The organism is Novosphingobium sp., from assembly GCF_036820275.1.
GTDB lineage: Bacteria > Pseudomonadota > Alphaproteobacteria > Sphingomonadales > Sphingomonadaceae > Novosphingobium.
The window spans coordinates 59,403-77,309 of the sequence record NZ_DAISLT010000006.1 but is presented as its reverse complement, the minus strand read 5'-3'; the positions used below and the strand labels follow the sequence as shown (position 1 = coordinate 77,309).

General features: G+C 64.7%; 18 protein-coding genes. 9 read left to right on the top strand and 9 right to left on the bottom strand.

The window, feature by feature from the left end; all coding sequences use genetic code 11:
- Positions 1–175: 175 nt before the first annotated feature.
- From leuA to miaA, 8 genes are all read right to left on the bottom strand, one after another.
- Positions 176–1,852, bottom strand: coding sequence for a 2-isopropylmalate synthase (gene leuA / locus V7066_RS06855; protein WP_334182323.1), 1,677 nt, complete (start codon positions 1,850–1,852; stop codon positions 176–178).
- A gap of 261 nt (positions 1,853–2,113) precedes the next feature.
- Positions 2,114–2,743 carry a TMEM175 family protein gene (locus tag V7066_RS06850; protein ID WP_334182322.1) on the bottom strand — a complete coding sequence of 210 codons (630 nt, stop codon included), beginning with the start codon at positions 2,741–2,743 and terminating at the stop codon, positions 2,114–2,116.
- Positions 2,744–2,818: 75 nt separating this feature from the next.
- On the bottom strand, positions 2,819–3,139 hold the full coding sequence (locus tag V7066_RS06845) for an I78 family peptidase inhibitor (protein WP_334182321.1): 321 nt from the start codon (positions 3,137–3,139) through the stop codon (positions 2,819–2,821).
- 73 nt (positions 3,140–3,212) lie between these two features.
- A complete protein-coding gene (locus tag V7066_RS06840) occupies positions 3,213–3,860 on the bottom strand; it encodes a YceI family protein (protein ID WP_334182320.1) in 648 nt (215 codons plus the stop codon).
- 110 nt (positions 3,861–3,970) lie between these two features.
- On the bottom strand, positions 3,971–4,990 hold the full coding sequence (gene ilvC / locus V7066_RS06835; protein WP_334182319.1) for a ketol-acid reductoisomerase: 1,020 nt from the start codon (positions 4,988–4,990) through the stop codon (positions 3,971–3,973).
- A gap of 98 nt (positions 4,991–5,088) precedes the next feature.
- The gene (ilvN, locus tag V7066_RS06830; protein WP_054441698.1) at positions 5,089–5,607 is read right to left on the bottom strand and encodes an acetolactate synthase small subunit; all 519 of its coding nucleotides are present in this window, start codon (positions 5,605–5,607) and stop codon (positions 5,089–5,091) included.
- A gap of 31 nt (positions 5,608–5,638) precedes the next feature.
- Positions 5,639–7,381: a biosynthetic-type acetolactate synthase large subunit gene (gene ilvB, locus V7066_RS06825; protein ID WP_334182318.1), complete on the bottom strand. Its 1,743-nt coding sequence runs from the start codon at positions 7,379–7,381 to the stop codon at positions 5,639–5,641.
- Between the two features lie 219 nt (positions 7,382–7,600).
- Entirely contained in the window at positions 7,601–8,602 is a 1,002-nt protein-coding gene (gene miaA / locus V7066_RS06820; protein ID WP_334182317.1) for a tRNA (adenosine(37)-N6)-dimethylallyltransferase MiaA, read from the bottom strand.
- Between miaA and serB the strand changes: the two genes are divergently transcribed.
- Entirely contained in the window at positions 8,595–9,479 is an 885-nt protein-coding gene (gene serB, locus V7066_RS06815) for a phosphoserine phosphatase SerB (protein ID WP_334182316.1), read from the top strand. The two genes, miaA and serB, sit on opposite strands and share 8 nt — an antisense overlap.
- 14 nt (positions 9,480–9,493) lie before the next feature.
- Complete coding sequence (locus V7066_RS06810) at positions 9,494–10,153, top strand: DUF1345 domain-containing protein (RefSeq protein WP_334182315.1); 660 nt, start codon at positions 9,494–9,496, stop codon at positions 10,151–10,153.
- A 127-nt stretch (positions 10,154–10,280) separates the two neighbouring features.
- Here V7066_RS06810 and purL read toward each other — a convergent pair whose 3' ends face one another.
- On the bottom strand, positions 10,281–12,452 hold the full coding sequence (gene purL / locus V7066_RS06805; protein ID WP_334182314.1) for a phosphoribosylformylglycinamidine synthase subunit PurL: 2,172 nt from the start codon (positions 12,450–12,452) through the stop codon (positions 10,281–10,283).
- 139 nt (positions 12,453–12,591) lie between these two features.
- On the opposite strand from purL, the gene V7066_RS06800 reads away from it, so the two are divergent.
- The 7 genes from V7066_RS06800 (at position 12,592) to V7066_RS06770 (ending at position 17,906) form a co-directional block, all read left to right on the top strand.
- The gene (locus tag V7066_RS06800; protein WP_147220516.1) at positions 12,592–12,855 is read left to right on the top strand and encodes an exodeoxyribonuclease VII small subunit; all 264 of its coding nucleotides are present in this window, start codon (positions 12,592–12,594) and stop codon (positions 12,853–12,855) included.
- Between the two features lie 3 nt (positions 12,856–12,858).
- Positions 12,859–13,767 (top strand): polyprenyl synthetase family protein, encoded by a 909-nt coding sequence (locus V7066_RS06795; RefSeq protein ID WP_334182313.1) that lies wholly within the window; start codon positions 12,859–12,861, stop codon positions 13,765–13,767.
- The gene (gene coaD, locus V7066_RS06790; RefSeq protein WP_334182312.1) at positions 13,767–14,285 is read left to right on the top strand and encodes a pantetheine-phosphate adenylyltransferase; all 519 of its coding nucleotides are present in this window, start codon (positions 13,767–13,769) and stop codon (positions 14,283–14,285) included. Before V7066_RS06795 ends, coaD begins: the two co-directional genes overlap by 1 nt.
- Before the next feature lie 99 nt (positions 14,286–14,384).
- A complete protein-coding gene (locus V7066_RS06785; RefSeq protein WP_334182311.1) occupies positions 14,385–15,071 on the top strand; it encodes a peptidylprolyl isomerase in 687 nt (228 codons plus the stop codon).
- A gap of 52 nt (positions 15,072–15,123) precedes the next feature.
- Complete coding sequence (gene queA / locus V7066_RS06780; RefSeq protein ID WP_334182310.1) at positions 15,124–16,158, top strand: tRNA preQ1(34) S-adenosylmethionine ribosyltransferase-isomerase QueA; 1,035 nt, start codon at positions 15,124–15,126, stop codon at positions 16,156–16,158.
- A 42-nt stretch (positions 16,159–16,200) separates the two neighbouring features.
- Positions 16,201–17,136: an ABC transporter ATP-binding protein gene (locus tag V7066_RS06775; RefSeq protein ID WP_334182447.1), complete on the top strand. Its 936-nt coding sequence runs from the start codon at positions 16,201–16,203 to the stop codon at positions 17,134–17,136.
- Positions 17,133–17,906, top strand: coding sequence for an ABC transporter permease (locus V7066_RS06770; protein ID WP_334182309.1), 774 nt, complete (start codon positions 17,133–17,135; stop codon positions 17,904–17,906). Before V7066_RS06775 ends, V7066_RS06770 begins: the two co-directional genes overlap by 4 nt.
- Position 17,907: the final 1 nt, after the last annotated feature.

Genomic DNA, 17,907 nt, shown 5'->3' with positions numbered 1-17,907 from the left:
GGAAAAATTGGTCGTGTCCGTAAACGGTTCCTAAAGAAACCTCGTTAATTTGCGTACGCAAGATGAGCCGTGCGCCGGTCATGCTCGGCCGTGTCACTGTGTGCGCAGTGAACATAACGAAAAAGGCGAGGGTCCGGAAACCCCCGCCTCAATCGATTTAAATTTGCTTCCGATGTTAGCCGGCGCGCACCGTGTTGGCGGCGCTGAGCACGGCGCGGACACTGGCCGTGGCCACGTCCTCGTCGATGCCGACGCCCCAGACCACGCGGCCGTCCGGCGTCACGCATTCGACATAGGCGGCGGCGCGGGCATCGGTATGCTGGCCCATCGAGTGCTCGGCATAGTCGCGCACGTCGAGCGAAACGCCGAAGCTCTCCGCCAGCGTCGCGGCAACCGAGGAAATCAGGCCGTTACCGCGTCCCGATACCGACTGTTCCTTGCCGTCCACGCCGATCTTCCCGGCGAAGACGCGGGTGCCGTCGGCGGCCTTGGCTTCTTCCCAGTCGATCAGCTGGAAGTGCTGCGGGTCGTCGATGCGGTAGGTCGTGCGGAACACGTCCCAGATGTCGGCGGCCTGGAGCTCGCGGCCCAGTTCGTCGGCCAGTTCCTGGACGTGCTTGGAGAAGTTGGCCTGCATGCGCTTGGGCAGCTTCAGGCCCTGGTCCTGCTCGATCACCCAGGCGAAGCCGCCCTTGCCCGACTGCGAGTTGACGCGGATCACCGCCTCGTAGTCGCGGCCGAGATCGGCGGGGTCGATCGGCAGATAGGGCACGGCCCAGATCTGGTCGTTGCGCTTTTCCTGCGCGGCGAAGCCCTTCTTGATGGCATCCTGGTGGCTGCCCGAGAAGGCGGTGAAGACCAGCTCGCCGCCGTAGGGATGGCGTTCCGCGACCTTGAGCTGGTTGCAGTATTCCACCGTCTGGATCACATCGTCGATGTCCGAGAAGTCCAGTTCCGGGTTCACGCCCTGCGTGTACATGTTCATCGCCACGGTGACGAGGCAGCAGTTGCCGGTGCGCTCGCCGTTGCCGAACAGGCAGCCCTCGACGCGGTCGGCGCCGGCCATCAGGCCCAGCTCGGCGGCGGCGACGCCGGTGCCGCGGTCGTTATGGGTGTGCAGCGAGATCACCGCCGATTCGCGGTTCGGCAGGTTGCGGCAGAAATACTCGATCTGGTCGGCATAGATGTTGGGCGTCGCCGCCTCGACCGTCGCGGGCAGGTTCAGGATGATCGGATTTTCCGGGGTCGGCTGGAGAATTTCCATCACCGCCTCGCAGACCTCGATCGAGAAATCGAGTTCGGCGGTCGAGAAGGTCTCGGGCGAATATTCGAACTGCCACTTGGTGCCGGGATACTTCGCCGCCTGGTCGCGCAGGATCTTGACGCCGCTCGTCGCGATGGCCTTGATCTCGTGCTTTTCCATGCCGAACACGACATTGCGCCACAGCGGCGAGACCGCGTTGTAGAGGTGGACGATCGCGCCGTGAACGCCTTCCAGGCTCTCGAACGAACGGGTGATCAGGTCTTCGCGCGACTGGGTCAGCACCTGGACCAGCACGTCTTCGGGAATGCGGTCGTTCTTGACCAGGCCGTTGATGAAATCGAACTCGGTCGCGCCCGCGCTGGGGAAGCCGACTTCGATTTCCTTGAGCCCGACCTTGACCAGCAGGTCGAAGAAGCGGTTCTTCTTTTCCGCGCCCATCGGGTCGATCAGCGCCTGGTTGCCGTCGCGCAGGTCGGTGGAGAGCCAGCGCGGCGCCTTGGTGATGACCTGCGAGGGCCACTGGCGGTTCGGCAGGTCGATCTGCGGGAAGGGGCGGTACTTGACCGAGGGGTCTTGCAGCATGGTCATGGGTATTCTCGCTCGGAAAAACTTCTTCAGTTCATGGCTTGCCGGTCCGTTCGGCCGGTCTTTTCCGGGTCCCCTTGAGCGCCGAGCGCGCCGTAGGACCGACGCGTCACCTCACGCCCAAGGGCGGGTAAGTCGCAGGGTAAGGCCTAGAAGAAGGTTCATTGCCGTGCCTATGGGCATTCGGAGCGCCGATGTAAAGCGAAAAGGCGCGGCTTCTTGCGCTACGCGTGGGCGCGTGCGCAACAAACTTGCCTAATTCAATCAGCTATCGGCGGGCGGTACGCGGTCGAGGAACAGGCGGTCGAGGACGCTCCAGGGCAGCATCCAGAACATCGCGACCACGGCGGCGCAGGCCACGCCCAGCCAGGGCGACAGGTACGTCAGCGGAATGCCGAGGGCATAGACGGCGGCAGCCGCCAGGCCCTTGCGGTGCGAAGCCTTGTGATAGCGCCGGGTGGCGACGGTCTGCGCCCCGGTCGCCGCGACCCGTGCCTGCAGCAGGACATAGGCGAGGGCGGGAGTCAGCATCGTGACCAGATAGAGCAGAGTCGCCTCGCGGCTGAAATGGTGCTCGCCGAGATAGGCGGTCGAGAACGGGATCAGCGAGAGCGTGAAGAGCAGCAGCATGTTCGACCACAGCAGCCCGCTCGTCACCACCCGCGCATGGCCGAGCAGGCGATGGTGGTTGACCCAGTAGATCGCGACGTAGGCATAGCTCAACACATAGGCGATGAAGATCGGCCAGAGCGTCCAGAGCGCGCTCAGCCCCTCGGTGACCGGGGTCTTCAGTTCCAGCACCATGATGGTGATGATGATGGCGAGGACGCCGTCCGAGAACGCCTCCACGCGGGTAAGGCTGTCCTCGCGTGTGATATCGTCTGCTTGGTTCATCCGGGGCTCCGTTACATTCCAGCAATGGCGCTTGGCGGAGCGGAGCGCCCGGATCAAGATGTTAGGCGGCAGGGATCAGGTGCAGGTGAACTTGCTGATCTTGCCGTCTTCGCCGACCTGGACGTTCAGACGATCCGGTCGGTAGTCCATGGTCACGGCCATGCCCGGCTTGATGACCCGCATCGGCTTGTCGCCGCGCGCGGCGGTGATGGCGGCGATGACGTCGTCGCTGGCGGTCTGGCCGATATAGGACGCGAACTGTTCGGCGCCGCAGCTCGGCTCCATGGATGGGGGCGGGGTTGCATCGGCCACTTTGTCATTCCCGGTGCTGGCGCAGGCCGAAAGGGCGAAGAGGGCCGTGGCCAGGGTGACAGTCGCAGTGATTCTGGTCTTCATGGCGATCTCCTTTCGGGCGTCTTTGGTCCGCGCTTATCGCGCAGGTGCCGTGAATGGTAGATTGCGCAGATATTTACTGCTTCTCGAAGGCGGCGTTGATGACGAGCACGGTCTCGTCGGAGACGACGGGCACATACTTCGAGACACCGAAATCCGAACGCTTGATCAGCGCGCGGCCGAGGAAGCCGATCGAGTCCTTCTTGCTCATCGGGTTCTGCGCGGCGCCGAAGAAGCGGGCCATGATCGTGATCGGCTTGCTGACGCCGTGGAGCGTGAGCGTGCCGTCGATCGCGGCGGCGTCCGGTCCGCGCGGCGTGACCGAGGTGGCGACGAAGGTGGCGGTGGGGAACTTGGCGGCGTCGAGCCAGTCGGCGCTGCGCAGTTCCTCGGTCAGCTTGTCGCTGGTGGTCTGGATCGACGTGACCGGGATGGTGACGCTGAGCTTGGTCGCCGAAAGCTTGTTCGGATCGAGGGTCATCGAGCCGCTGGCGCCCGAGAAAGTCCCGGCGAAAGGCGAGATGCCCATGTGGGAGACGCTGAAGGTGACTTGCGTATGGGCAGGCTCGACGGCGTAAGTCCCGGCCTTGACGTCGGCGGGGGTGCCCGACCCGTGGAGCATTTCCATGCGCCCTCCGGGGCCGCCCGCGCCCGGCTGGGCGATGACGGGAGCGGCGAGTGCGGCTGCGGCTGCAAGGGCAAGAGAAATGCAGGAAGGGCGCATGATCTACTCCTGACGGCACAAAGGAAAAGGCGGCGCATTTCTGCGCCGCCTTCGATTTCCCGTCAAACGGGTATTTGGAGGATCGGATTAAAATTCGATCCGCGACGAACTTAGTTCTTCGCCTTGTCCACCAGCGCGTTGGCGCCGATCCAGGGCATCATGGCGCGCAGCTTGGCGCCGGTTTCCTCGATCGGGTGACGCTTGGCGGCGATGCGCGAAGCCTTCAGTTCCGGCTGGCCGGCGCGGTTGTCGAGCACGAAGTCCTTCACGAAACGGCCCGACTGGATGTCTTCCAGAACGCGCTTCATTTCCTTCTTGGTCTCTTCGGTGATGATGCGCGGACCGGTCTTGATGTCGCCGTATTCGGCGGTGTTCGAGATCGAGTAGCGCATGTTGGCGATGCCGCCTTCATACATCAGGTCGACGATCAGCTTCAGCTCGTGAAGGCATTCGAAGTAGGCCATTTCCGGCGCGTAGCCGGCTTCCACCAGCGTTTCGAAACCGGCCTGGACCAGCGCGGTGGTGCCGCCGCAGAGCACGGCCTGCTCGCCGAACAGGTCGGTTTCGCATTCCTCGCGGAAGTTGGTTTCGATGATGCCCGAACGGCCGCCGCCAACGCCCGAAGCGTAGGCCAGAGCCACGTCCTGCGCGTTACCGGTCACGTCCTGGTGGATCGCGATCAGGCAGGGCACGCCGCCGCCCTTCACGTATTCGCCGCGGACGGTGTGGCCCGGGCCCTTCGGCGCGATCAGGAACACGTCGATGTCGGCGCGGGGCTCGATCAGGCCGAAGTGAACGTTGAGGCCGTGGGCGAAGGCCAGCGCCGCGCCGGGCTTCAGGTTCTCGTGGATGTCGGCGGCGTAGATCGCGGCCTGATGCTCGTCGGGTGCGAGGATCATGAGAACGTCGGCCCAGGCGGCGGCTTCGGCGTTCGGCATCACCTTGAAACCGGCGCTTTCCGCCTTCTTGGCCGAAGCCGAGCCTTCGCGAAGCGCGATGGCGACGTTCTTGACGCCCGAATCGCGCAGGTTCTGTGCGTGGGCGTGGCCCTGGCTGCCGTAACCCAGGATCGCGACCTTCTTGTCGGCGATCAGGTTGATGTCGCAATCGGCGTCGTAATAGACCTTCATTGTAGTACCCTTTCGACGGCCCGTTCCCGTGAGGCGGGGCCTGATTGATATGCGCCGTTCGGCGCGTGGTCGGTTGGTTCCGGTTTCTGGCCGGAGAATTAAGCTTCGTGCGGCCCGCGGATCATCGCGACGATGCCGGTGCGGCCGACTTCGACAAGGCCGAGGTCGCGCATCAGCTGTACGAAAGTATCGATCTTGTCCGGCGCGCCGGTGAGTTCGAAGATGAAGCTCCCGGTCGTCGTATCCACGGCCTTGGCGCGGAAGATATCGGCCAGACGCAGCGCCTCGACGCGCTTTTCACCGAGACCCGCCACCTTGATGAGCGCCAGTTCGCGCGCGACGTGGGGGCCTACCTCGGTGAGGTCGACCACCTTGTGCACCGGCACCAGGCGTTCGAGCTGGGCGTGGATCTGGTCGATCTGGCTCGGCGGACCGTGGGTGACGATGGTGATCCGGCTCACCGCATGGTTCTCGGTGATGTCGGCCACGGTCAGGCTGTCGATGTTGTAGCCGCGTGCGGTGAACAGGCCGGCGATCTTGGCGAGAATGCCCGCCTCGTTATCGACGGTGATGGTGAGGACGTGGCGTTCCTCGGCCTCTTGCTTGATGTGCATCATGATATGTCTTTCGGGTCCTGCGCGCGCGTTCTCAGACCAAAGCCTTGGCTTCGTCGTCCATCGTGCCGGCGACGGTATCGCCGTAGAGGATCATGTCCGTATGGGCCGCACCCGAGGGGATCATCGGGAAGCAGTTCGATTCCTTGGCGACGAGGCAATCGACGATGACGGGGCCGTCGTAGTCGATCATCTCCTGGATGCCGGCGTCGAGCTGGCTTTCGTCCTCGATGCGGATGCCCTTCCAGCCATAGGCCTCGGCCAGCTTCACGAAGTCCGGCAAGCTTTCCGAATAGGACTGCGAGAAGCGGCTCTCGTACGTCAGTTCCTGCCACTGGCGAACCATGCCCATCCACTCGTTGTTGAGGATGAAGATCTTCACCGGCAGGCGGTACTGCGTGGCCGTGCCCAGTTCCTGGATGTTCATCTGGATCGAGGCGTCGCCCGCGATGTCGATGACCAGGCTGTCCGGATTTCCGAGCTGCGCGCCGATCGCGGCGGGCAACCCGTAGCCCATCGTGCCGAGGCCGCCCGAGGTCAGCCACTTGTTCGGACCGAAGAAGTGGAAGTACTGCGCTGCCCACATCTGGTGCTGGCCGACTTCGGTCGAGATGACCGGGTCCTTGTCCTTCGTCAGCTCGAACAGGCGCTGGACCGCAAGCTGCGGCATGATCGCCTTGTTCGAGAGCGGGAAGTAGAGGCTGTTCTTGCCGCGCCATTCCTCGACACGCGCTTTCCACGGCGCGAGGTCCTGGCCCTTGCGGTCGCCCCAGAGCGTCAGGATCTGGTCGAGCACGGTGGCGCAGTCGCCGATGATCGGCAGGTCGACACGGACCGTCTTGTTGATCGAGGCGCGGTCGATGTCGATGTGGATCTTGATCGAATTCGGCGCGAAAGCGTCGAGGCGGCCGGTCACGCGGTCGTCGAAGCGGGCGCCGATGCAGACGATCAGGTCGGCCTGGTTCATCGCCAGGTTGGCCTCATAAGTGCCGTGCATGCCGAGCATGCCCAGCCAGTCGGCATGGTCGGCCGGGAAGGCGCCGAGGCCCATCAGCGTCGAGGTGACGGGCGCGCCGGTCTTGGCCTGGAGTTCACGCAGCAGCTCGGTGGCACGCGGGCCGGAGTTGATGACACCGCCGCCGGTATAGAGCACCGGGGCCTTGGCCTTGGCGATCAGTTCGACGGCCTGTGCGATCTCGTCCGCCGTACCTTCGGTGCGCGGGGCATAGCGCTGGCGGCGCTGCGTCGGCGTGTCGTTCCAGACGGCGCTGGCGATCTGGACGTCCTTGGGGATGTCGATCAGCACCGGTCCCGGACGGCCCGAGGTGGCGATCTGGAACGCCTCGTCGATCGTTGCGGCGAGGTCGGCCGGGTCCTTCACCAGGTAGTTATGCTTGGTGCAGTGGCGCGAGATGCCGACGGTGTCCGCTTCCTGGAACGCGTCCGAGCCGATCAGAGCGGTCGGGACCTGGCCGGTGATGATGACCAGCGGAATAGAATCCATGAATGCGTCGGCAATGCCGGTGATGGCATTGGTTGCACCGGGACCGGAGGTGACCAGAACGACACCGGGCTTGCCGGTCGAGCGGGCGTAACCTTCGGCGGCGTGGGCCGCACCGGCCTCGTGACGGACCAGGATGTGCCGAAGTCGCTCGTCGCCGAATAGAGCATCGTAGATCGGTAGCACGGCACCGCCGGGATAACCGAATACGAATTCGACTCCCTGCTTGACCAGGCTTTCGACCAGGATGTTCGCGCCGCTGCGCTCTTCAGTCACAACACTTTCCTTTTCCGACTCGTGGGCGTTTCCCGAGGGATGGGCTGCCCTTCGAATATTGCGCACTGTTTGCAGTGCGCATTACCAAAAAACCACAATTCGCCTTTGGGCGAACTATAATGAAAACCGACCCGGCACAGCGGGTGCCATGCCGGGTCCTCCCTCTCCTACCCGCATACTTTCATCAGCGGGTGAGGGCGCTCTAAGGGGACGAAAATATTACGTCAACCCCATAACCTGAAATAATCTATCTCTGAGAGATTTTTCGTCGAAATATTCGAACTCGATCCTTGCCCAATCTTGCGGCGGTTGATGGCGCAGCCAGGTGAACTGACGCTTGGCGTAGTTGCGCGTGGCCTGCGATCCGCGTGCGATGGCGGTCTCCAGATCGGTTTCGCCGCGCAGCACCTCGGCCAGCTCGGGAACGCCGATGGCGCGCATGACGGGAAGGTCGGGATCGAGATCGCGGGCGAGCAGGCTTTCCACTTCCGAAAGCGCGCCGCGTTCGATCATGCGCGCGAACCGCAAGTCGCAGCGGCGATAGAGCGCCTGTCGCTCGGGAAGCAGGATGGCGGCATGGACCGAGATCTGGTCGCCGATGCCGCCGCTGGTCTGCGCCTGCCAGTGGGCGATCGGAAGCCCTGTCGAGCGCACGACTTCGAGGGCACGGGCGATGCGCGCGGTGTCTGCCGGGGCAAGGCGGGCGGCGCGCTCGGGGTCTTCGGCCTGTAGTGCGGCATAGGCTTCGGCGACGGGCAGGGCGCGCACGGCTTCGCGCACCTCGGGATCGATGGGCGGGACGGGGGCGATACCGTCCAACAGGGTGCGTATATAGAGGCCGGTGCCGCCGACGAGGACGGGCACGGCCTGTTCGGCATGGATCGCGGCGATGGTCTCGCGCGCGGCGCGGGCCCATTCGGCGGCGGAACAGGTCTCGGCTCCGTCCCAGGCGCCGAACAGCCGGTGCTCGATACCGCCCATCTCCTCGGGCGTGGGGCGGGCGCTGAGGACGGTCAGGTCGGCATAGACCTGCGAGCTGTCGGCATTGACGACCACGGCCCGGCGTCCGCGCCGTTCCAGTTCCTGAGCGAGGGCCACGGCACAATCGCTCTTGCCGCTGGCGGTCGGCCCTGCGATGAGCGCGAGCGGTGGCTTGTGTCCCGCGGACGCGCCGCCGGTGGAATTTTCATACGCAGCTTCAAGGGAATTCGCAGTGCTCATTGCGCGGCTGATAGCAGAACCGGACCACCTCTCGGCAAGAATCGATGCGGCCCGTGCCGAAATGCAGGAAAGCGGCGTGCGGCTCGCTTCTGCGGCGATGCTCGACTTCTGCGAAACGACGATGCAGATCGCCTCTCCGGACGAGGATGCGGCGGCGCTGCGCAAGGCTCTGGACGATCACTTCGCGCCGACCGATGGCCTGGTCTGCGATCATGAGCCGACGATTCCCGGCCTGTTCATCTCCGACATGGATTCGACCATGATCGGCCAGGAATGCATCGATGAGCTTGGCGATTTCGCCGGTCTCAAGGAGCGCATCGCCGAGATCACCGAGCGGGCGATGCAGGGCGAACTCGATTTCGAGCAGGCGCTGCGCGAGCGAGTCGGCCTGCTCAAGGGGCTGTCGATCGACGCCATCGAGGAATGCCTGGCCAGCCGCATCAAGCCGATGCCGGGCGCGCGCACGCTGGTGGAGACGCTCAAGAAGTTCGGTTGCCGCACGGTACTGGTGACGGGTGGTTTCCACCACTTCGCAGACCCCGTCGCAGAGCGGCTCGGCTTCGAATATGTCGTCGGCAACCGGCTGGAAGTCGCGGACGGCAAGCTGACCGGCGGCCTTGCCGGGCCGATCGTCGACAGTTCGGTCAAGAAGGCGACCCTGCTGGCCGAAGTCGAGGCGCTGGGCGGTCATGTCACCAGCCTTGCCACCGGCGACGGCGCGAATGATATCCCGATGCTGGAAGCGGCGACTTACGGCATTGCCTATCATGCCAAGCCAAAGGCCCGCGCGGCGGCCAACGGCTGGGTCGACCGGGGCGACCTTACCAGCGTCCTGCGCCTGCTCGGTATCGACGAGCAGGAATGGGTTCGCGGCTGAAGGAGCGACATGCGATGGCCGACAAGGAAACCTCGATCCTGAACCGGCTGTCGCACCCCCGCTATCTTCTGTTCCTTGCCGTCCTGGCGATCTCCGTCTGGCCGCTGTTCGCGGTTATCGGCGGGGTCGAGGCGGTGGTTACCGCCTTCGATCTCGCGGTCATCGCATTTGTCCTGTCCTGCGTTCCCTTGTGGCGGAACGGCAGTCCCGAGGTCATGCGCCGACAGGCGAAGCGCGACGATGCCGGGCAGGTCCTGCTGCTCCTGCTGACGGGCGTGATCTCGTCGGTGATCCTGGCTGCGCTCGGCACTCTGGTGCTCGACAACAAGAGCCTCGTGCCCGGCGAGATCGCGCTGCTGGTGGTGACGCTGCTGGCCTGCTGGACCTTCGCCAACCTCATTTATGCCTTCCACTATGCGCGGCTTTACTACTCCGCGAAAGACGGCGGTGATCATCAAGGTCTCGATTTTCCAGGTGGTTGCGTGCCGGACTTCGCGGACTTCGTGAACTTCGCCTTCGTGATCGGCATGACCTGCCAGACGGCGGATATCGAGATCACCGATTCCGATCTGCGGAGGGTCTCGACCTTCCAGGGGCTGTTCGCCTTCGCCTTCAATCTCGGCATTCTGGCGCTGACGGTCAACGTGCTGGCCTCTTCCACGGGTGGAGGCTGAGCGGGCGTCAAGCTGGCACCCTATCTCGGAACATGACCGTCACGACATAATGACGAGAGGGAAGATGGCCAAAAAAAGGGCGCCCCTGGAGGCGCCCTTTTGATTTCCTATCCGGTGGAGGAAGGGATCAGGCTTCCATCCAGTCCTTGAAGAAGGCCTCGTTGGCTTCACGAAGTGCGGTGACTTCGTTGCCCAGAACCTTGGTGCCCGCGACCGTGCCGATGCGGACGGCGCCCGGAAGTTCCGTGCCTGCAGGTGCGGTGACGACATAGCGGCTCTGGTCTTCGCCGAAGGCCTCTGCCGTGGTCAGTTCCACTTCGAGGTTGCAGCCGAGGCCGCTGGCGAGCGCCATTTCCGCGAGCGCGACGACCAGGCCGCCGTCGCTGACGTCATGAACCGCGGTAACCTTGCCGGCGGCGATCCAGTCGCGGATCGAGGCGCCGTTCTCGCCCTCGGCCTTGAGATCGACCTTGGGGGCCTCACCGGCTTCCTGACCGGCAATCTCGCGCAGCCAGAGCGACTGGCCGAGGTGCGTGCCCAGCTTGCCTTCGACTCCGCCGAGCACGAAGATTTCGTCACCGGCGTTCTTGAAGGCGACGGTCGCCATCTTCTCGTGGTCGGCCAGCAGGCCGACGCCGCCGATCGCCGGGGTCGGCAGGATCGCCGAGCCGCCGCCGGTGGCCTTCGATTCGTTGTAGAGCGAGACGTTGCCCGAGACGATCGGATAGTCGAGCGCGCGGCAGGCATCGCCCATGCCGTTCAGGCATCCAACGATCTGCGCCATGATCTCGGGGCGCTGCGGGTTCGCGAAGTTCAGGCAGTTGGTGATGGCGAGCGGCAGGCCGCCGACCGCGCTGATGTTGCGATAGGTCTCGGCCACGGCCTGCTTGCCGCCCTCGTAGGGATCGGCGTAGCAATAGCGCGGCGAGCAGTCGGTGCTGATCGCCAGGGCCTTGGGCGTGTTGTGGATGCGCACCACGGCGGCGTCGCCGCCGGACTTCTGCATCGTGTCGCCGCCGACCTGGCTGTCGTACTGCTCCCAGATCCACTTGCGCGAGGCGAGGTCGACCGTGCCCATCAGCTTGAGCAGGTCGGCGCCGATGTCGGCGCTTTCCGCCACGTCGCCCATGGCCGGAACCTTGGCCCAGGCCTTGTATTCCTCAGGCGAAACGTAGGGGCGCTCGTATTCCGGCGCGTCGTCGGCCAGCGGGCCGAGCGGAATGTCGCAGACCACTTCGCCGTCGAATTCGAGAACCATGTGGCCGGTATCGGTCACTTCGCCGATCACGGCGAAATCGAGTTCCCACTTCTTGAAGATCGCCTCGGCCATCGGCTCCTTGCCGGGCTGGAGCACCATGAGCATGCGCTCCTGGCTTTCCGAGAGCATCATTTCGTAAGGCGTCATCGCCTCTTCGCGGCAAGGCACCTTGTTCATGTTCAGGCGAATGCCGGCGCCGCCCTTGCTGGCCATTTCGACCGACGAGGAGGTGAGGCCCGCTGCGCCCATGTCCTGGATCGCGACGATCGCGTCGGTGGCCATGAGTTCGAGGCAGGCCTCGATCAGCAGCTTTTCGGTGAAGGGGTCGCCCACCTGCACGGTCGGGCGCTTTTCGTCCGAATGCTCGTCGAAATCGGCCGAAGCCATGGTGGCGCCGTGGATGCCGTCGCGGCCGGTCTTGGAGCCGACGTAGACGATCGGGTTACCCAGGCCGGTGGCGGCCGAGTAGAAGATCTTGTCCGTCTCGGCGACGCCCACGGTCATGGCGTTGACGAGGATGTTGCCGTCGTAGGCCTTGTGGAAGTTCGTCTCGCCGCCGACGGTGGGCACGCCCACGCAGTTGCCGTAGGAGCCGATGCCCTCGACCACGCCCTGGACGAGGTGCTTCATCTTCGGATGGTCGGGACGGCCGAAGCGCAGCGCATTCATGTTTGCGACCGGGCGGGCGCCCATGGTGAAGACGTCGCGCAGGATGCCGCCGACGCCGGTGGCCGCGCCCTGGAAAGGCTCGATGTAGCTGGGGTGGTTGTGGCTTTCCATCTTGAAGATGGCGGCCTGTCCATCGCCGATGTCGATCACGCCGGCGTTCTCGCCGGGGCCGCAGATGACCCAGGGGGCCTTCGTGGGCAGCTTCTTCAAGTGGAAGCGGCTCGACTTGTACGAGCAGTGCTCGGACCACATGACCGAGAAGATGCCAAGCTCAACCAGGTTGGGCTCTCGGCCGAGCGCGTTCAGGACCCGCTCGTATTCCTCGGAATTGAGGCCGTGGGCCTCGACGACATCGGGGGTGATTTCGGACATGCGACGCGCCTTAGCGCCGAGTTGGGCGCTTCGCTAGACGGAAAAGCGAGGCGATATCGAGGTGATCGTCCGGGGTCTTCGATGCGGCGCCCCGCATCCCGCCTTGACCGGCGAACGCGGGGGCTTCATTGCATGGTTCATGACTGAGAAGAGTGCCGAAATCGGCGAAATCGCTGGGATGAGTTTCGAGGATGCGCTGCGCGCTCTGGAAGACGTGGTGCGCCGTCTCGAAAGCGGCGATGTGCCGCTCGACGATTCGATCACGCTCTACGAACGCGGCGAGGCGCTGCGCCAGCATTGCCAGAAGCGGCTCGACGCCGCGCAGGCACGGATCGAGCGCATCGTCGCCGGACCGGACGGGGTTCCGACCGGAACCCAGCCGTTCGATGCGGCGGATCGCTGATTCGTGGGTGAGGTCATCGTGACCGATCCGATCCTCTCCGAAGGCCTCTCGCGCATCGCCGAGGAGATCGACGGCGCTTTCGACGCGCTGCTGCCGGTCCCCGACGACGCCCGGGCGCGGCTGGTTGAGGCGATGCGCTACGCGTCGATCGGCGGCGGCAAGCGGCTGCGGCCGCTGCTGCTGACGGCTGTCGCGGAAATGTACGGCGTCGTGCGCGAGGCGGCGATCCGCGCGGCGATCGCCATCGAATCGATCCACGTCTATTCGCTGATCCACGACGACCTGCCGTGCATGGACGATGACGCGGTGCGTCACGGCAAGCCCACCGTCCATCTCGCCTTCGACGAGGCGACTGCAGTTTTGGCGGGCGATTCGCTCCATGCCTTCGCCTTCGAGGTGCTCAGCGATCCGGCGACCAGCGCAGATCCCTTCACCCGCATCGAACTGGTGCAGGCGCTCGGCCATGCCAGCGGTGCGCAGGGCATGGCGGGCGGGCAGATGATGGACCTCGTGGCTGAAACCAGCGAGTTCGATCTCCAGACCGTCACCCGTCTCCAGCAGCTCAAGACCGGCGCGTTGCTCGGGGCGGCGGTGGAGATGGGCGCGATCCTCGGCCGCCTGCCGCCGGAAGGACGCGCGCATCTGCGCGGCTATGCCCGCGACATCGGCCTCGCCTTCCAGATCGCCGACGACCTCATCGATCACGAAGGCGATGCGTCGGTGGCCGGAAAAGCCGTGGGCAAGGATGCCGAGGCGGGCAAGGAAACGTTCGTTTCGCTGCTCGGCCCCGACCGTGCCCGCGAACAGGCGCGCATGCTGGTCGAACAGGCGATCGGCCACCTCGCGCAGCATGGCAAGGAAGCCGACCTGCTGCGGGCCGTGGCGCGTTACATCATCGAGAGGGATCACTGATGGGTCTTGGGGAACGCATCGGGGTCTATCCCGGCACTTTCGATCCGATTACGCTGGGTCACGCCGATATCATCCGGCGCGGGGCCAAGCTGGTCGACCGGCTTATCATCGGGGTGACGACGAACCCCTCCAAGGATCCGCTCTTCACGCCGGACGAGCGCATGGCCATGGTCGAGCGCGAGGTTGCGGCCATGGGGATCGACAACGTCACTGTCGTCGGTTTCAACGCGCTGCTCATGAAGTTCGCGCAGAAGCAGGGCGCCAGCGTCATCGTGAGGGGGCTGCGCGCCGTCGCCGATTTCGAGTACGAGTACCAGATGGCCGGCATGAACCAGCAGCTCAACCCGAGCATCGAGACGGTGTTCCTGATGGCCGACGTCAGCCTTCAGCCGATCGCCTCCAAGCTGGTCAAGGAAATCGCCATGTTCGGCGGCGAAATCGCCAAGTTCGTAAGCCCGACCGTGCGCGAGGACGTGATGGCGCGGATCGCCCGGAACGGGTTCCTGGGCGACTACTGAGCCCCTCGAAAGCCACTTGCGACAAATTCATTCATTGTCACGTCAGCACCGGGGCACTATCGCCCCTGACCTGAACGGCTTCCTTCCTGTGAGTATTCGATGAAGTTCCGCCTGACCTTTACCGCGACGATGATCGGCCTGGCGCTGGCAGCAACGCCCGCTCTGGCCAAGAAGAAGGAAGACCCGACCCCGACTCCGCCGGTGGCGGCGCTGCCGACTTTCGTCGATCCGGACGTGACTCACCAACCCGAGAACGTGCTGCTGCTCGATCTTTCGGACGGCGGCCGCGTCGCCATCCGCCTCATGCCGGAATGGGCGCCGCATCATGTCGAGCGGATCAAGACGCTGGCCGCGCAGGGCTTCTACAACGGCCAGATCTTCCACCGCGTGATCGACGGCTTCATGGCGCAGACCGGCGACCCGACGGGCACCGGGCAGGGCGGTTCGCAGCTTCCCGACCTCACCGCCGAATTCAACGCGATGCCGCACGTCCGCGGCACCGTCTCGATGGCGCGCACCAACGAGCCGAACAGCGCGAACAGCCAGTTCTTCATCGTGTTCTACCCGCGCTTTTCGCTCGACCGGAAGTACACCAACTTCGGCCGCGTGATCTCGGGCATGCAGTACGTCGACGCGATCCAGCGCGGCGAGCCGCCGCAGAACCCGACCAAGATCGTGCAGGCGTCGCTGGCTTCGGAAAACAAGGCGCCGCCGCCGCCCGCTCCGGTCGCCCCGGTTCCGGCCAAGATCACGGCCGACCAGCTGACAAACTCGAAGTCGAACTGACTTTCGCGAAAAGGCGTGACGCGCAGGGAGCGCGCCTCTAGAGGGGCGCCCCATGCGCGTTGACCTTTTCGACTTCGAACTTCCGCCCGAGAACATTGCCCTTCGCCCCGCGCGTCCGCGCGATTCGGCGCGGATGCTGGTGGTGCAGGGCCGTGACCAGGGTGCGCTGGACGAGCGCAAGGTGCACGATCTTCCCGGCGAACTGCGCGCCGGGGACGTTCTGGTCTTCAACGACACCCGCGTCATTCCCGCCCAGCTCGAAGGGCGCCGCGGCGAGGCGAAGATCGGCGCGACGCTCCACAAGCGGATCGATTTGCGCCGCTGGCAGGCTTTCGTCCGCAATGCCAAGCGCCTCAAGGCCGGCGACCGCATCGAATTTCCCGCCGACGTCACCGCACTCGCCGAAGAGCGTCACGAGGACGGCAGCTGGACGCTGCTGTTCGAGGGCGGCGAGCCGGTCGAAGTCCTGCTGGAACGGGCAGGGCGCATGCCGCTGCCGCCCTACATCGCGGGCAAGCGCGATACCGACGAGCAGGACGCCAGCGACTACCAGACGATGTTCGCGCGCGAGAAGGGTGCCGTCGCCGCACCGACTGCCGCGCTGCACTTCACGCCCGAACTGATCGAGCGGCTGGATGCGGCGGGTATCAAGCGCGAGACGCTGACCCTCCATGTCGGGGCGGGCACTTTCCTGCCGGTCAAGGCGGACGAGACGCAGGACCACAAGATGCATGCCGAATGGGGCCGCATCGATGCCGAGACGGCGGACCGCCTCAACGCCGCGCGCGCGGCGGGCGGCCGGGTCGTTGCGGTCGGCACCACCAGCCTGCGCCTGCTCGAAAGCGCGACCGGCGAAGATGATGTGATTCGGCCGTTCGAAGGCGACACCTCGATCTTCATCACCCCCGGCTACCGCTTCAGGGCGATCGACGGACTGATGACCAACTTCCACCTGCCCAAGTCCACGCTCTTCATGCTGGTCTCGGCGCTCATGGGGCTGGAGCGGATGCAGGAAGTCTACGGCCATGCCATCGGCGAGGGTTACCGCTTCTATTCCTACGGAGATTCCAGCCTTCTTTTGCCCTGAGGGGACTTGGAACTGTCACCGGTTTCGCGCATCACGCGGGGCATGGAACCCATTCTCGAAATCAGCGGTCTGACCAAGACTTACGCCGGGGGCTTCACGGCACTCCAGGGCGTGGACCTCACGATCAACAAGGGAGAGATCTTCGCGCTGCTGGGGCCGAACGGCGCCGGCAAGACTACGCTGATCGGCGCGGTTTGCGGGCTGGTGCGGCCCAGCAGCGGCACCATGCGGGCCTTCGGCGAGGACATGAGCCGCAACTGGCGAAGCCTGCGCGCGCGGATCGGTCTGGTTCCGCAGGAACTGGCGACCGACATGTTCGAGACGGTTCTCCATTCCGTGAACTACTCCCGCGGCCTCTATGGCCTTGCGCCGAACCCTGAGCGGATCGAGGAAATCCTGCGCGCGCTCAGCCTCTGGGACAAGCGCAAGGCGCAGATCCGCGCGCTCTCGGGCGGCATGAAGCGCCGCGTGCTGATCGCCAAGGCGCTGGCCCACGAACCCGATCTGCTGTTCCTCGACGAGCCGACCGCCGGTGTCGACGTCGAACTTCGCCGCGACATGTGGGCGCAGATCGCCAAGCTGCGCGACCAGGGCACGACGATCATCCTCACCACGCACTATATCGAGGAAGCCGAGGAAATGGCCGACCGGGTCGGCATCATCCAGGCGGGCAGCATTCGCATGGTCGAGGAAACCCGCTCGCTGATGAAGCGCCTGGGTCGTACCGAGGCCCATATCGGCCTGGCCACGCCTTTGGCCGCGGTGCCGGACGTGCTGGCTGACTACAATCTCACGCTCGCGGACGGCGGGCAGGAACTGCTCTACCGCGGCGGCGACGGCGTGGGCGGCGGCAAGGCGGCGGTGGCGCAGCTTACCAAGGACCTCGTGGCCAACGGCATCGATTACACCTCGATCGACATTCGTGAATCGAGCCTCGAAGACATCTTCGTCGATCTTCTGGAAGGAGCGGCGGCATGATCGCCTTCAACGCGCGCAGCGCCTGGACCATCTACAAGCGCGAAGTCATGCGTGCCCTGCGGACTGCCATGCAGTCGATCCTGGCGCCGGTCCTGACGACGACGCTCTATTTCGTCGTGTTCGGCGCGGCGATCGGGTCCAAGATGGATTCCGGGATGACCGGGGTGAACTACGGCGCCTTCATCGTGCCGGGTCTGCTGCTGCTGACGCTGCTCAGCGAGAGCACCTCGAACGGCAGCTTCGGCATCTACATGCCCCGCTTCACCGGCGCGATCTACGAACTGCTCTCGGCGCCGGTCGGCGTGGCCGAAACGTTGATCGGATTCGTCGGAGCAGCCGCTACCAAGTCTCTGATTCTAGCTGCAATCATCCTCGTAACCGCGACATTCTTCGTCGATTACACGATCGCCCACCCGTTCTACGCTCTCGGTTTTATCCTCTTGGTTTCAGCCAGTTTTTCCCTTCTTGGCTTTATTCTGGGGATCTGGGCCGACAGCTTCGAAAAACTGGGCATCGTTCCGGTGCTGTTCATCATCCCGCTTACATTCCTCGGCGGCACGTTCTACTCGATCGACCTTCTGCCCGAGCCTTGGCGCTCGGTCGCGATGGTGAACCCGGTGGTCTATCTGGTGAACGGTCTGCGCTGGTGCTTCTACGGCAGTTCCGATTTCCCCATCGGCCTGTCGCTGGGCATGACGCTGGGCTTCCTCGTGCTCTGCGTGGCGGTCATCGCCTGGATCTTCCGCACGGGCTGGCGCCTGCGCGCCTGAG